At 68.5% G+C, this 14146-nt stretch carries 12 protein-coding genes; 4 read left to right on the top strand and 8 right to left on the bottom strand.

The window, feature by feature from the left end; all coding sequences use genetic code 11:
• Nucleotides 1–40: 40 nt before the first annotated feature.
• The gene (locus tag ACFYZL_RS05280; RefSeq protein WP_384742666.1) at nucleotides 41–1132 is read right to left on the bottom strand and encodes an endonuclease/exonuclease/phosphatase family protein; all 1092 of its coding nucleotides are present in this window, start codon (nucleotides 1130–1132) and stop codon (nucleotides 41–43) included.
• 470 nt (nucleotides 1133–1602) lie between these two features.
• Between ACFYZL_RS05280 and ACFYZL_RS05275 the strand changes: the two genes are divergently transcribed.
• Complete coding sequence (locus ACFYZL_RS05275) at nucleotides 1603–3531, top strand: S41 family peptidase (protein ID WP_388676200.1); 1929 nt, start codon at nucleotides 1603–1605, stop codon at nucleotides 3529–3531.
• 387 nt (nucleotides 3532–3918) lie between these two features.
• On the opposite strand, the gene ACFYZL_RS05270 is transcribed toward ACFYZL_RS05275, so the two are convergent.
• A complete protein-coding gene (locus tag ACFYZL_RS05270; protein ID WP_388676197.1) occupies nucleotides 3919–4980 on the bottom strand; it encodes a hypothetical protein in 1062 nt (353 codons plus the stop codon).
• 311 nt (nucleotides 4981–5291) lie between these two features.
• On the opposite strand from ACFYZL_RS05270, the gene ACFYZL_RS05265 reads away from it, so the two are divergent.
• Nucleotides 5292–5765, top strand: a complete 474-nt coding sequence (locus ACFYZL_RS05265) for a nuclear transport factor 2 family protein (RefSeq protein ID WP_384742674.1) — start codon at nucleotides 5292–5294, stop codon at nucleotides 5763–5765.
• Nucleotides 5766–6418: 653 nt separating this feature from the next.
• Here the strand turns inward: ACFYZL_RS05265 and ACFYZL_RS05260 are convergent.
• From ACFYZL_RS05260 to ACFYZL_RS05250, 3 genes are all read right to left on the bottom strand, one after another.
• Nucleotides 6419–7186, bottom strand: coding sequence for a GNAT family N-acetyltransferase (locus tag ACFYZL_RS05260; RefSeq protein WP_388676194.1), 768 nt, complete (start codon nucleotides 7184–7186; stop codon nucleotides 6419–6421).
• A 761-nt stretch (nucleotides 7187–7947) separates the two neighbouring features.
• Nucleotides 7948–8202 (bottom strand): hypothetical protein, encoded by a 255-nt coding sequence (locus ACFYZL_RS05255; RefSeq protein WP_384742678.1) that lies wholly within the window; start codon nucleotides 8200–8202, stop codon nucleotides 7948–7950.
• A gap of 470 nt (nucleotides 8203–8672) precedes the next feature.
• A complete protein-coding gene (locus ACFYZL_RS05250) occupies nucleotides 8673–9086 on the bottom strand; it encodes an anti-sigma factor antagonist (protein ID WP_388676191.1) in 414 nt (137 codons plus the stop codon).
• 26 nt (nucleotides 9087–9112) lie between these two features.
• On the opposite strand from ACFYZL_RS05250, the gene ACFYZL_RS05245 reads away from it, so the two are divergent.
• Together ACFYZL_RS05245 and ACFYZL_RS05240 are read left to right on the top strand one after the other, a co-directional pair.
• Nucleotides 9113–9718, top strand: coding sequence for an HSP18 transcriptional regulator (locus tag ACFYZL_RS05245; RefSeq protein WP_388676188.1), 606 nt, complete (start codon nucleotides 9113–9115; stop codon nucleotides 9716–9718).
• Nucleotides 9719–9816: 98 nt separating this feature from the next.
• Nucleotides 9817–10347: a GNAT family N-acetyltransferase gene (locus ACFYZL_RS05240; RefSeq protein WP_388676185.1), complete on the top strand. Its 531-nt coding sequence runs from the start codon at nucleotides 9817–9819 to the stop codon at nucleotides 10345–10347.
• Between the two features lie 320 nt (nucleotides 10348–10667).
• Here ACFYZL_RS05240 and ACFYZL_RS05235 read toward each other — a convergent pair whose 3' ends face one another.
• From ACFYZL_RS05235 to ACFYZL_RS05225, 3 genes are all read right to left on the bottom strand, one after another.
• The gene (locus ACFYZL_RS05235; RefSeq protein ID WP_384742687.1) at nucleotides 10668–11444 is read right to left on the bottom strand and encodes a TetR/AcrR family transcriptional regulator; all 777 of its coding nucleotides are present in this window, start codon (nucleotides 11442–11444) and stop codon (nucleotides 10668–10670) included.
• 43 nt (nucleotides 11445–11487) lie between these two features.
• Complete coding sequence (locus tag ACFYZL_RS05230; protein WP_384742690.1) at nucleotides 11488–12999, bottom strand: MFS transporter; 1512 nt, start codon at nucleotides 12997–12999, stop codon at nucleotides 11488–11490.
• A gap of 684 nt (nucleotides 13000–13683) precedes the next feature.
• Nucleotides 13684–14127 (bottom strand): MarR family winged helix-turn-helix transcriptional regulator, encoded by a 444-nt coding sequence (locus tag ACFYZL_RS05225; RefSeq protein WP_384742693.1) that lies wholly within the window; start codon nucleotides 14125–14127, stop codon nucleotides 13684–13686.
• Nucleotides 14128–14146: the final 19 nt, after the last annotated feature.

Raw genomic sequence — 14146 nt, 5'->3', positions numbered from 1 at the left:
GTCCTGGCGCCCGAGGCCCCGTCATGCCGCCGGGCTGCCTCTACAGGTCGAGTTCGGCGACGATGGCAGCGTGGTCGGAAGCCTGATCGCCGGGTCCGGTCACGGTGTCGAAGGGCGTGCCGAACTCGAAGATTCCACGCCGCTCCACCTCGACTTTGTCCACCTTGGCGAACAGCTCCGGCGAGAACATCAGGTAGTCGATCTTGTCGTCGGGGTCCGTGCACTTCCCATGGGTGCCGGGCGGTCCCTGGTAACTGTCGTGGGTCATTGCGTCCTTCAGGCTGGTGGCCTCGAGGAAGCCGAGCGGCGGGCTGCCCGGGGTGTCGTTGAGGTCCCCTGCGACGACGACATGGGCCGAGCGCTGGAGCGCGGCCTGGTAGAGCTGGGCGACGCGTTCGCCCTGGAGCTTGCGCTTGTCGGCGCCTCCGCCGCCGCGCTTGCTCTTGAAGTGGTTCCCGAGGAGCCAGAGCGGTTCGCCATCGATGTCGATCTCGAATTCTGGGCAGTCCCGGCTGAAGATTTCCCGAGAATCCTTCTTGTCGAAGATGTGCGAGCGTATGGAGGTGATCGGGTACCGGCTGAACAGCCCCACGTCGATGCCGCGAACGTCGTTTCCGTCGATCAACATATTGAACGGATATGGTTCCGCTTCGAACCGGCCTGCCAGCACTTGTTCGTTGAAGCGGTGCAGGGTGAGCCGGTCCTCGACTTCGACCGTCAGCAGTATGTCGGCGTTCACCTCGGCGATCACCCTGGCGGTGTTCTTGACGGCGTCCCAGCTGAGGTCGCCCGTGACCAGTTCGGCCCAGCCGACCCAGGCGGACCGTCCTGTGACCTCGGCCCTGACCTCGATGTTCATGCCTTCGCCCTTGAGCAGCCGGGCCCGTCCGCGTGGCTCGTTCACCAGGATCGTCTGGGTGGAGACTTCCTGGGAGACGTCGACGCTGTGCTTCTTGAGGAGCTCGATGATTTTTGTCTTGTCGTTGGCTGTGTACGTGTCGTGATCGAGGATTTCGACAAGTTTCCTGAAGTCTTCTAGTACGGCATCGCGTACAGGGCCGTTTCTGATACCGAAGACGGTGGGCCTCCGGAAAAGGTTTTCACAGTTGAAAGTGGCTATGCGGATTCCCATGGCCCCTCCTCACACATCCGATTCTCCGGCGGCGTGCCATGGCTGTCGAACGGAGCAGGTCTGCTCCGGGGTGCAGTCCCGGGGCCTCAGCCGCGGAGCGGGCCGTGGCAACGGTTGTCTGCCGACCCGACGCGTGGTGACCACCGAAGGCGGCATCCCTGGATCGTTCTGACCCGGACGGTAAAGGCCCAAGGTCACCCCGAGCACCCGGTCGAGGCGGCCCGCGCCGGCTTCGCCGCCCTTCAGGGCGCTGACGACATCCGTCGTCTTCGTCTGGGCCGCACCCTCATCCTGGACGGCAAGGCGTAACACGCTGTTCGGGCTCCAAGATCACCCCGTGGTGGCTTCCGGCGGGTCCCGGTGCGAGGGTCCTTTCAGGCGAAACAGTGCCGAGCAGCTCAGCATCGCGCTGGCCCCGCCCGATAACTGAGGGTGGAAAACCCGGAGACCCCGCCGCCTCGGGAGGCACCATGGCAGACCCCGTCGTCAGCTCCGCCCCGGATTTCATCCCCCATGCCGCTGAACCCGTCAGGGAGCACCTGGCCGCGGCCGCCGCACTGCCCGACTTCCTCGCGGGCGCCGGCACCCTGACACTGGCTGAGCGCCGGCTCATCGTCGACCAGGCAGTGCTCATGCTTGATCAGAACTACGTCCACCTGCCGCTCAAGGCTGCGATGCACGCCGTCAACCCGGTGCAGCGGCTGCGGCTGCTGCGCCGCCGGCTGGAGCGGCAGACCGAGGAGACCAAGCCCCCGGAGTGGCTGTTCCACGCCGAGATGTCGGAAATCTTCCATTCGGTGCGGGACCTCCACACCAACTACCTGCTTCCCGCCCCCTACGCAGGCAAGATCGCCTTCCTGCCGTTCCTTGTCGAGCGGTACGAGGACGCCCAGGGGGAGCACTTCGTGGTCACCCATCTGGCCGAGGGTTTCTCCGCCCCGGGCTTTGAACGCGGCGTCGAGATCACCCACTGGAGCGGGATCCCCATCGCCAACGCCGTCGACCTGCACGCCGCTCGGTTCGCCGGCAGCAACGCGGCCGCTCGCCGCAGCCGGGGCATCCAGTCGCTGACCGTACGGTCGCTCGCCATGCACCTGCCCCCGTTCGAGGAGTGGGTGACCGTCAGCTACGTCGATGCCGACGGCACGGCGCGCGAGCTGCGCGAGGTCTGGCGGATCGTTGACAGCCGCCCGAAGTTCGTCACCGGGGAAGCCCCGTCGGGCCTCGCGCAGCCCGTGGGCCTGGACCTCGACATGGACGAGACCAACCGTGCCAAGGTCATGCTCTTCGCACCGAAGGTCGTCGCCCGCCAACAGGCCCTCCAAGCGGGCGATGCAGCCCCTGAGGTCCATGCCGGCGAGATCTCCACTTCGCTGCCCGACGTGTTTCGGGCGCAGGAGGTCCAGACGTCGGTCGGCCCCTTCGGCTACCTCCGGATCTTCACGTTCCACCACCCCCCGCAAGAGTTCATCCCCGAATACCTCGATCTGCTCGGCAAGATGCCGGACCAGGGATTGATCCTGGACGTCCGCGACAACGGCGGCGGCTACGTCATCAACTCCGAGTTCGCCCTGCAGACCCTCACCCCACGCCACATCACCCCCGAGCCGGCACAGTTCGTCAACACCCCGCTCAACCTGCGGATCTGCCGCCAGAACCCGGAGGAACTGGGCGCCTGGCTGCCGTCCATGGAGCAGGCCCTCGAGATCGGCGCGACCTACTCCAGCGCCGTGCCCCTCATCTCGGATGAGATCGCCAACGAGATCGGCCAGCAGTACTTCGGCCCGGTCGTCCTGATCACCAACGCCCGCTGCTACTCGGCCACCGACATCTTCGCCGCCGGCTTCCAGGACCACCAGATCGGCCCCGTACTCGGCACCGATGAGAGCACCGGCGCGGGCGGCGCCAACGTCTGGGAGCACAAGGACCTGATCAACGCCCTCAAGAACGATCCCGGCACACCATACGCGCAGCTGCCCAAGGGAGCCGGCATGCGGGTGGCGATCCGCCGTACCCTCCGCGTCGGCGCCAACTCCGGCACGCCGGTGGAGGATCTCGGGATCACTCCCGACGTGCCGTACCGGATGACCCGCCGGGACCTGCTGCAGGGCAACGCCGACCTGTTCGAGAAGGCCGGGCAGCTCCTCAAGAGCCTGAAACCGCACGCCGTGTCCATCACGAACGCAGCCGCGACCGACGGTGTCCTGCGGCTCAAGGTCAAGGCCACCAACATCGACCGGCTGGACGTCTACGTCGACCAGCGCCCGCGCGCCTCCCTCGACCTGTCCGACGGCCAAGCCGACGTCACCGTCCCCGACGCGGCCGCCGCCCGCTCCGCCCGCGTGGAAGGCTTCGCCGGCGGAGAGCTCGTCGCCAGCAGGACCGCGCAGCTCAACTAAGAGGTTGCGGTGAAGTCAGCTGCTGATCCTTTTGCCGCCCGAACCGCGACCGGCGAAGTCGGCGCGGGACGGGCAGCGCCCTTCACCGCATCCGCTCGCCTGCCTTTCGGGTCATCCCATCCCTGCCCTGGTGTGTGCGCCGAGCCAGTCCTCGTCGAACGCCTCACCGGCATCGGCCGAGAAGGGCAGCCTGCTCCTTCTTGAGTCGCCCCGAACTTGAGTCGCCCCGAAGCGCGTCGTGGCGTACTCCTTCAGCTCCGGTCCCGGGAACTGGATGACGGACTTGCACGCGCCGAACTCGCCCCATGCCCAGCGCGCCGCAGTGATCTCGTAGCCCGATACGTGGGCGCATGGTTGGAGCAGGACGGGCGGCACCTCCTCCCCGGATCAGCGGATGTTGCAATCAGTCGCGGACCAGGTTGGTTGGCCATGGAAGTTGCGATATACGCGGATTGTGGTGCCCGCGTTCGCGGGGGCAGCGATCCGACTCGCTGTCGTGTTCCGGGTGAGCGACGGTTTACCTGCCACGTTGGGCCACTCGACAACGTCTCGGGTCCACGAGCCCGTGCCGTTCGGCTTCCACCAGAAGTGGATTTCACCGTTCGCAGCCTGCGCAACGATCGATGACGTCGTACCGTCGTCTGCGATCTGGGGGTCGCCGGCGTTGCCCACGGACTGTGCAGGGCTCACTTGAGTCCAGGGCCAGCCGGGGCTCCCGTGCACGTTCCGGTAGTACCGCACACCGTTGTTCACATCGCGCGCCACGATCGCCGTGGAGGTGCTGTCACGGGCGATCGTCGGGTCTGAGGCAATCGTGCCGGCAGAGGCGACCAGATCCTGCTGCCACACGGTGTCGCCGTTTCGCTTCCAGTAGAAGTACAAGCTGTTGGCGGTTCCCCGGACAGCGATAACGGTGGTGGTGCCGTCCCGGGCGATCGAGGGAGCTCCTACGGCGAAGTCCGACGCGACCTGCTCCTTGGTCCAGGCCGGGCTCCCATGCATATTCGTGTATGTATACAAGTGCCCGTTCAGATCCGTGGCCGCGATCACTGTACTGGTGCTGTCCCGGGTGATGGCAGGGGCCGAATACGTGGTGTACTCGCCGGCAACCTTCTGGGATGTCCACGTCGGGTTGTTGTGCAGGTTCCAGTAGAAATACAGGCTGTTGTTCGGGCCCTGAGTTGCAATCACCGTGGCGGTGTTGTCGCGGGCCAGGGCAGGCGCGGAGTGCGCGCCGGGTCCCGGTACTGCCTGTCCGCGGCAGATCGGGTCTCCGTCCAGCTGGTAATAGAAGCGCAGCTGGTTGCCGTCGGCGTAGGCCAACGCGGTGGCACCCGCACTGTAGGTGATCGGCGCGGGGGACGTCGCAACCGCAGCGGCACCCGATCCGACACTGATGAAGAGGCACATGGCCGCCGCGCTCGCGATGCGCCTGGAAAGAGGTTTCACGAGAGCCCTTTCGCAAGGTTGACTGCCCAACTGCGAGCACCCGTCCGCCACAGCCGCCCTTCAGTGAACGCCAAGTTCGAGACGCGGGGCAGGGAGCGCGGAGGCACCCGGGCGCGCACGGGGGCGCGCGGAGCCCGTTCTGGCCGGTCTCCTCGGCGGCCATGGTGGACTCGCCACACTGAGTCACGGATCGGCAGGTGGGGACGGTCATGAACGGCCACGGACGGGCAGGGTGGAGAACATGAGCCCGGAACCGAGGCTCAGCCCGAGTGAGGCTGCCTCAGTCAGGGGCGACCTGATATGAGTTGATCATGAATGCTGAGACACTTGACCCGATGGAACGCCTGCTCGCAGAACGGGCTTGTGAGCGGCTGGTCGTCGAGTTCGTCCACCGGCTGGACCTCGGGGACCCGGGCTCGGTGGCGGACCTCTTCACGCAGGACGGCACCTGGGAATGGCCGGCCGGTGACCGCCGCATCTCGGGTCGCGACGCCTTGCGCACCTACTTCGGCAACCGGCCCGCAGACCGACTGTCACGCCGTATATGCACCAACATCCTGGTTGCCGTGACCTCCGCGGACACCGCCTCCGCCACCACCTACTTCACCACGTACCGTGTCGACGGCTACAGCGAGGGCCTCATCCCGCCGCGGCCCCCGGTTCAGGTGGGGCACTACGAAGACACGTTCCGCAGGGTGGACGACACGTGGCTGCTCACCACGCGGACTCTCTTCCTCGCCTTCGCCGGTCCCACGGAACGCCTCGACGGACCCGGCCAGCCATGAGAAAGGCTCCCAGCCGACCGGCCGTCAAGGGTCCGGCGCCACGAAGAGTGACACTCCGCGAAACTTGAGCCAGAGCCCGAAGTCGTGAACAAGGCCGGGCTGCCGTACCTGCTGCCCCGCCTGCACGCTGCGAGGGCTTTCGGCGGCCGGCCTGAACCGCGCGCGTCATACGCGGCGAGCCCCGGAGCGCGATGGTCCCAAGGGCGGGACAGCCCGCTTCCGCCCGACCTCGACAGGTTTCCCGGCAGATCCGGTGCCGCCCAGCTGACCGGGGCTCCGCGCTCCGCTGCTGCCGGCTGTTGTAAGCGGCGGTTCCGTGACGGCCTTGTCCGGCCCCGAGAGCCGCAAGGGCGGCCCATCACGTTGCGAGGGTTGACACGGCGCCGATGGGGCAGGGGCTGGGACCGGGGGATCGCCGGACTGGAGAACCTCCCACGACCAGGCCGCAATCGCGCCCTGCGCACGGAGAAGGACCCAGCCGGAACACGAAGGGACCGAACAGCACGGCCGGTCGCCCGACGTCGACTCCACACACACGCAAGACAACGCCGGCGCCCGCCGTCGCCGGCCAGGGGCCCAGGTCCCCGACCTGGACCCTCATCGTTGGTCCGGCCTTTCACCAACCGGCGGGCTCTAGCGCGGCGGTGTCGGCATCAGTGCGAGGCCCACCAGGTCGAGGGGGCCGCGACGGTGTAGCCCATCGACTCGTACAGCGGTCTGCCCAGCTTCGACGCGGTGAGCGTGAGCGGGAGGTCCGCAAGGGGCGCGAGGGAGCCGAGCATGACGGCCCGCCCCACGCCGCGTGACCGGAAAGACTGGGAGGTCGCGATCCAGTAGTGGCTGCCGATTCCGTCGTCCACGACGCTGACGCCGGCTCCCACGGGCACGCCGTCGTGCTTGGCGACGAACACGTCCACGCCCGGCTGCTCGATCAGCGCCGCCGGGAACAGCTCGCCGGGGCGGTACGGCTCGAATCCGGCCAGCTCGAAGCCCTCGATCACGATCCGCTCGGCGGCTTGAAGGTCCTCGGTTTGCCGTGCCCGGATCACCTCCAGTGCCGGTTCACCGACCGGGCCGGGGGGCCGCAGCATGACCGGCATTTGCCAGCTGCGCAGGTCCAGGTGGCTCAGGTCGGTCGAGCTGAACGGATCCTCGATGTTTGCCGGGCCCGGGGCCCGGCGTACCAGCTCGCTCACTTCGGTCAACTCGTCCGGGTCGAGGTCCGGCTCCTGGATCAGGATCCGCAGGCCGGCGCGCAGGTCGCCGTCGACCGCGACGAACCCGCGGCGGCGGATGACCGCATGGCCTCGACTTCGGCCGGTCGCGGCCCAAAAGGCGGCGGAGTTACGGGCCTGACGCATCGGGGCGTCGGCCAGGGTCAGGGTCACTGGCTGTCCTGCCGGCATGGATCGTGTTGTCATCGCACCGACGGTAGTGCCCAACTGCGCAGTTTCAGAGGTGGTTTTCCCTGCGGTCCCCGCAGGGCGCTCGTCTCCCGGGCCAGTCGAAGCACATCGGGAGTCGTTTCTCTTCTGCGACCGGTACGAGCCCGGATCGAGCCCACATCACCCAGACCGCCGACCCACCGCAGTTCTCCGCCGCCTCGCAGCGCCCAGGGACGTGACCGAGGGGGCGGCCGACTGCTGTGGCTCGAGCCGGCGGGGCCGGCGATCCCGTGGGCGGCGCGGGAGAACTGAGTCGTGTCTGGCCTGCCCACGGTCGGAAACGGCTGCCTCCAGCTCACACGCCACCAGCAGTTGGTGAAACAGGGGCCGTGCACTGGCCCTTTGTCGATGGCGCCGGATGGCATTGCGGTGGCAGATCGGAGATCCAAGTCGACGGGACTTGGGTCCTGGCGCCGATCTGGGGGAGCCGTCGCGGAGCGTTGCCTCGGCGTTCGATCGGGAGGCGACCGATCCGTGTGAGACCGCGTACGCCTGGCCTCCGGCCTTGGGAAGTGACGCTCATTCAGGTCTCTGTCGTCGCTGCTGCGGTCGGCTGGGGGCCGTGATGGTGCTGGTCACGCAGACCAATGCGCCGTTCTGGGACGTGTTGGTGTTCGATGGGCGCGACGGGGCGGAAGTCGAGGCGGCTACGGCCGCCTTCGGCAGGGCCGGCGAGCGGGTGACCGGCCCGGCCCTCACGCCGGGCAGGAGGATTCGAAGCGGCCCTGGCCAGGGGGTTACATGCGGCGCGCCGGCACATCCTCTCGGGCTCGCCAGAAGTCTGCGTCGTGAGGGTCGGACAGCCACCCCGTCATGCGTTCTGCGCATGCTTGGAAGGCCTGGGGCAACGAGATCTCGTCACCGACCACGAACTTGAGGACGTCGACGTCATGGGTGCCGTGGTCGGTCTCGCACCAGCAGCCCACGTTGACCGAGGCGGCCACCTCGTGCCGGCCCCGGTCCGTCCAGCCCACGTGGAGCTGGAACTCCAACCAGTCGCCTTCACCCGACGGCTGAACAACACACAGAAGGAGAATCACCCATGTCCGGGACTGGGGACCTGCGAAAGCTGCACGCTCCGGCCACCAATCCCACCCCTTGGTGACAACATCGGACAGAGTTCCGTCGATGCAACGAGCCGCGCGCTGCAGTGATTCAACGCCGGCGGCAGACACCTGGGGGAAGAGGGTGCTCACAGGAATGTCGTCGAAGGTGCCTCGGCCTACGTACATGAGCTGATCATCCGGTCCCGCCGCGCTGACGACAAGGGCTCTTTGCTGTCCCGGTAGAGGACCTCTCCTCGCGCTCCCACCGTGACACGGGCACGCCTGTACCGCCGGATGTCGTAAGCCGGCCGGGGCAGTGGCACCGCCTTGCCGTCCCTGTACGGCTCCGTGGCGCCGGAACGCCGATGCGGCGCTCACACGGTCTCTGTCCCTCCGGTGGCCGGCCCACCCGAGGGTCAGGTGTCGGTGATCGCGAACAGGGTGTCGGCGCCGGTGATGTCGAGCAGGTGCAGGAACTGGTGTTGCGGGGCGCGGAGGACGAGCTGCTTGCCGTGTTCCTCTGCGTCGTGCCGGGCCTGGATGAGGGCGTTGAGGCCGGAGGAGTCGCAGAAGGACAGGTCGGCCAGATCGACGACGATCTCGGCGGGGCGGCCGGGCCGCGTGATCGCGGTGTGCAGAGCGTTGCGCAGCATCGGGGCCCGGTCGATGTCCATCTCACCGCCGACGTGCACGACATCCGCGGGTCGGCGCTCGGCCTTCACGGTCAGCATGTTCCGCTCGACGTCGATGTCGATCGCCTCGGTGCTCACACCGGGAAGGTCGAAGGCGATCACGTACCCGTCGCCCTGGCGGTATGCATCGATCGGCATCGCGGACGGCTTCGGCCACGTCCCCGATGCACCTGAGACCTGCTGAACGATCCCACCGTCATCCCGACGCCGCACCCGTCGCTGCCCCGGCTTCCGCGCCCGGCTCGGCCCCGCACCCGGCCCTGGCCGCACTGCTGATGCTGCGCGAAATCCGCGACGAGCTCGCCGGCTGGGAAACCGGTCTCATCGAAATCGGCCGCGACCAGGGCGCGAGCTGGGCCGACCTCGCCGGCCCCCTCGGAGTCGCCAGCCGCCAGGCCGCCGAACGCCGCTACCTGCGCCAGCGCCCCGGAGCTGCCGGCAGCACCGGCGAACAACGCGTCCAGGCCACCCGCGACGCCCGCGCCGCCGACCGCACCGTCACCACCTGGGCCGGCGACAACGCAGCCGACCTGCGCCGCCTCGCCGGTCAGGTCACCTCCCTCACCGGCCTTCCCGTCAGTGCACAGGAGGCCATCGGCGAATTGAACACGGCCCTGGCCGACAGCGACGCCGCCCGTCTCCTGCAGCCGCTGGCCGACACCCGGCCCCACTTGCGGCCCCAGGACATGGAACTCGCCGACCGCATCGACACCCTCACCCGGCACACCGACCGGCTCCGCCAGGACACCCACGACCAGCGCACGACGTAATCCCCTGAACCATGGCTGGCCGCCGCACACCGACAGAAGCCGGGCAGTGACGGCATCGACTTTGCCAGGATCCGCCTCGCGCTGTCTAAGCTCCATCCGTGAACGACACGACACATGGCATACGGATCAGACCGGGCGCCCTGGCCGACGCACCAGCCGTGCTCGACATGCTCGACTCCGCGGTGGTCTGGATGAACGAGCGCGGCAACACCGAGCAGTGGGGCACGACACCGTATTCGCGGAAGCCTGGCGGGGTGGCGCGGGTCGAGCGGTACATGACCGAAAATTCACCGTACATCGCGGAGTTGGACGGGGTACCTGTCGGGGCTCTGGTGTTGGACTCCGGGCCCAGCCCCCAGATGCCGATCGCGCCGGCCGAGGAACCCGAGCGGTACGTCCGGCTGCTGGTCTCCGACCGGCGGTACGCCGGTCTGGGCGTCGGTGCGAGGCTCCTGGCCCATGCCGCAGAGGAAACCCGCCGGGCCGGTGTGGAGCTGCTGCGGGTCGACTGCTGGGCGGGTGGCGGGGGCGAACTGGTCGCGTTCTACGAGCGCAACGGGTTCATCGCCACCGACCGTTTCCTGTCAGAAGCATGGCCGGGACAGGTGCTGGCCCAACGGGTCGGGTGACGGCGTCGGCAGGCGGCGAGGAGGGCGCGCATCATGGTGTGGGTGCGGGTGGCGTGGGTGGGACGCGCCGCGTGACGGTACGCCGGTCACCCGGGCCGGGCTCCCCTCCGCACCTACTCGGATACCCCCGTACGGTCGGCCCCCTTCTGTCGAGCGCCTTCGCGGCGGAGCGGGACCGGTTGCTGAACGTCGTGGCCGGCTGCGGGGTGACCACGGGGGAGGCGAGCGCTGGTGCGGCGCCTGACGGCACGCACGCGGGATCGCCGGGCTGCGCGAGCGCATCCGGGGCGCCGGCGCAGAGCGAGCGCCCTGGCCGGCGGCTACACGGAGTCGGAGCGCTCGCGGGCGACCATGACTTCGATCCCTGCGACGAGGATGTCCAGGGCGTACGCGAAGTCCCGTTCCCAGATGGCGCTGACGTTGCCGTGCGAAGCGCGTTCGACGAGGATCTCCGCGATCGGTTCGAGTGCCTCGGTGAACCGTGGATCGTCTCGGTAGGCCTTGATCGACTCGTCGTAGAAGTCGTTCTGGGACATGCCCGCCTCGGCCGCCCGGCGCTCGAACTGCGACTCGACGGTGCCGTAGCCGTACACGAACTGGAAGACTGCCGACATCGCGCTCGGCTGCCGGTGCAGCGGCAGACCGGTGGCCGCGATGGCTTCCTGAATTTTGGCGCCGACGGCGATCGCGTGCGGTCCGATGTTCAGGTAGCGCCCTGCGCTCGGTGACATCCACGGGTGTCGTACCAGCATCCGCCGGTAGTCCAGAGCGAGGACGCGGACCCGGTCCTGCCAGTCCCCGGCGGCATCGACTGCGCCGAGGTCGATCTCCCCGTAGACCGAGTCGACGGCGTACTCGATGATGTCGTCCTTGGTGTCCACGTACCAGTAGACGGACATCGCGGTGACGCCCAGTTCGGTGGCGAGCTTGCGCATGGAGAGGCCGCCCAGTCCGTCCTCGTCCAGCATCCGGATCGCGGTAGCCACGATCCGTTCGCGGTCGAGACCGGCCGGGCCGCCTCCGCTGCGTCGGGGCCGTTGTTCGAGCCACACGCTGGAACCCGCCGGGTTGTTGGCCCGGTCTGCGGCCTTGACCATGGAGTTCCTCCGTGCGTTCACCTGTCAGCGGTCATCGGCCATGCTATGCAGCCGCGTGCCTCTTCTCGGACCGCTCCGCCCTGCGCAGCAGCGCCGCGGCGACGAGACCACCTGCGAAGACGGCTATCGCTCCGACCAGCTGGCTGGTCTGGAGCCCGGAGGCGAAGGCGCGGGAGATCTCGGCCCGTTCGGCCTCGCTTCCGGCCGCGGCGAGGGCCGCGGGCAGCGATGTCGCGATGACGGTGATCAGGGCGGCGAACCGTGCGTTGAGGACGGCACCGAGGACGGCGACGCCCAGTCCGTTGCCGAACTCGGCGAGGGTGCCGTTGATTCCGGCGCCCACACCCGCCTTCTCAGGCGGGATCGCGCTCATGATGGCGTTGGCCATGGCCGGCGACGAGACGGCGATTCCCGCGCCCATCAGGACCAGGCCCAGGAGCATGCCCCCGTAGCTGCCGTCCGTGCCGCCACCGAGCACGGCGATCGAGGTGAGGCCGCCGGAGACGAGCGTCATGCCGATCAGGACCGCGGCCGGGGTGCCGATCTTCATCACGAGCTTGGGGCCCAGACCGGTCAGGTTGAGGCCCACGATCGTCAGCGCGAGCGGCGCCATCCGCAGACCGGCTTCCAGCGGCTCGTATCCCAGGACGAACTGCAGGTGCTGGGTCAGCAGGAAGAGCGAGCCGCCCATGCCGAAGACCACGAGCAGGGAACCGCCAATGGCTCCGATGAACTTCTCGTTGCGGAAGAAGTGCATGTCGAGCATCGGGTACGGGGTGCGCAGCTCCCAGAGGGCGAAGGCGCCGAGGACCGCGGCCCCGACGGCGGCCGGGAACAGCACCTCGGTGGAGGCCCAGCCGTGCCCGGGCCCGGTGATGATCGCGTACACGACGGAGGTCATGCCGATCGTGGAGAGCAACGCGCCGAGCAGGTCGGGGCGCGCGCCCTGCGGGTTCTTCGACTCCGGTACGAGTTTGACAACGGCGACCAGGCCGATCAGTGCCACCGGGATGTTGATGAGGAAGATCATTCCCCACCAGAAGTGGTTCAGGATGGCTCCGCCGATCAGCGGGCCGCCGGCGAAGCCGAGCGAGCTGACGGTGGACCAGAGCGCGATGGCCTTGACCCGCTCCGAGTCGTCGAAGATCTGCATGACGACGGCGAGTGTCGTGGTCATCAGGAGTGCGCCGCCGACACCCATGCCGGCCCGTGCGGCGATGAGCTGCGCGGTGGAGGCGGCGAGTCCGGCGGCAAGTGAGCCGAGCCCGAAGAGCGCGAGTCCGAGGGCGAGGAGTTTCTTGCGGCCGTAGCGGTCGGCGGCGTTGCCCGCGGTGAGCAGGAGGCCGGACTGGACGAGTGAGTACGCGTTGATCATCCACTGGATGTCGGTGGTGGACGCGTGGAGTTCGGAGGTCAGCGAGGGGATCGCGACGCTCAGGACGGTGTTGTCGAGCAGCACGGTGAGCTGGGCGAGGCAGATGACGCCGAGGATCAACCAGCGCTGCGGGTGTCCACCAGTGGTGGTGGGCGATGAGGCGGCGGTCGTCGCCGTCATATTTCCCCCTTGTACGGTGTACGAGACTGTCTCGTACACCGTACAAGGGCGTGTCTGACGCTGAACAGCGATTAAATCCGGGGGCGGACCATCCGACTGCGCCGTCCCCTTCCGGCTCGTCGGCGTCTTCACCCTGCCTGCCTGAGGCCCGGCTCGGTGAGGAGGCCACACCCGTCGCCGTCGAGGCGCCGCGACGGCGGAACTTCCCACGCCCCTGCCTCTGTTCGCAGGCCATCGGCAGATGCACCGCGGCCTGACGCTCGTTCCGGTGTCGCCGGCGACATCGGCGCCGCCGCGACGTGCGCCATGGTGTGGGGGAGGGGGTGAGGGTGAAGAAGTGGAGGGTGCCGGCGAGGTCGGGTGCGCGCAGGGCGGACGGCCACGTCGAGGGTGGGTTGCACGGCCTGTGCCGCCCTCTCTTGGGGCCGCGGTCGACTCCCCGAGATCGGGGCGGAGGACGCCGTCGAGCGCGGCCCGCAGGGCCGCGCGAAGCCGGATGGGACCACCCGCACCGAGCTCCGTCAGTCACCTGCGGTGACCGCTTGGTGGTGCGGGGTCTCCCTCCAGACGTGCCGTGTACCCGGCGTCCACCCGGCCGCGGCCGCCCTACCCCCGCACCCTGGTGTTCGGCAGGGTTCCGTCAGGGGGTGCGGCGCTGTTGGCTGTTCGGCCGATCGTGTGGGATCAGGCCCGGATCTCCGTTGCTTCGTGGAGCCGGGTCAGGAGGGCCATCAGTTGCCCTTGCTCATCCGGGGTGAGTGGTGCCAGCAGCTCGGCGTTGGCGGCTTCGGCCAGAGCTCCGCAGCGGGAGAGCGTGGCGGTGCCCTCCGGGGTCACGGTAACGGCGTTCTTGCGTCGGTCGGAGGGGTGGGGTGCGCGCAGGACGAGGCCCTGCTTCTGGAGGTGGTTGAGGATGCCGACCATGTCCTTGGGGTCGATGGCCAGTCGGCGGCCCAGGTCGGCCTGGGTGACGGGCCCGTACTCGGCCGTCGCGGCCAGGACCGCGTGGTGCATGAGCTTCAACCCCTCCGCGGCGATCGCGTCGGCGACCAGACCGCGGCCACGCGCCGCAACACGGCCGACGAGCCACGTCGGCAAGGACTGGATGCGCTGGAGGTCCGCGGTCATGTGCACAGCCTATCGAAAA

The sequence above is a fragment of the Streptomyces sp. NPDC001717 genome, from assembly GCF_042892775.1.
Taxonomy (GTDB): Bacteria; Actinomycetota; Actinomycetes; order Streptomycetales; family Streptomycetaceae; genus Streptomyces.
This window is presented reverse-complemented; position numbering and strand designations above follow the sequence as displayed.

What these genes read in the sequence shown, in the direction of transcription:
- ACFYZL_RS05280 (WP_384742666.1), bottom strand. Translation starts at nt 1,132, where the DNA reads ATGGGAATCCGCATAGCCACTTTCAACTGTGAAAACCTTTTCCGGAGG.
- ACFYZL_RS05275 (WP_388676200.1), top strand. Translation starts at nt 1,603, where the DNA reads ATGGCAGACCCCGTCGTCAGCTCCGCCCCGGATTTCATCCCCCATGCC.
- ACFYZL_RS05265 (WP_384742674.1), top strand. Translation starts at nt 5,292, where the DNA reads ATGAATGCTGAGACACTTGACCCGATGGAACGCCTGCTCGCAGAACGG.
- ACFYZL_RS05260 (WP_388676194.1), bottom strand. Translation starts at nt 7,186, where the DNA reads ATGACAACACGATCCATGCCGGCAGGACAGCCAGTGACCCTGACCCTG.
- ACFYZL_RS05250 (WP_388676191.1), bottom strand. Translation starts at nt 9,086, where the DNA reads ATGCCGATCGATGCATACCGCCAGGGCGACGGGTACGTGATCGCCTTC.
- ACFYZL_RS05245 (WP_388676188.1), top strand. Translation starts at nt 9,113, where the DNA reads ATGCACCTGAGACCTGCTGAACGATCCCACCGTCATCCCGACGCCGCA.
- ACFYZL_RS05235 (WP_384742687.1), bottom strand. Translation starts at nt 11,444, where the DNA reads ATGGTCAAGGCCGCAGACCGGGCCAACAACCCGGCGGGTTCCAGCGTG.
- ACFYZL_RS05230 (WP_384742690.1), bottom strand. Translation starts at nt 12,999, where the DNA reads ATGACGGCGACGACCGCCGCCTCATCGCCCACCACCACTGGTGGACAC.
- ACFYZL_RS05225 (WP_384742693.1), bottom strand. Translation starts at nt 14,127, where the DNA reads ATGACCGCGGACCTCCAGCGCATCCAGTCCTTGCCGACGTGGCTCGTC.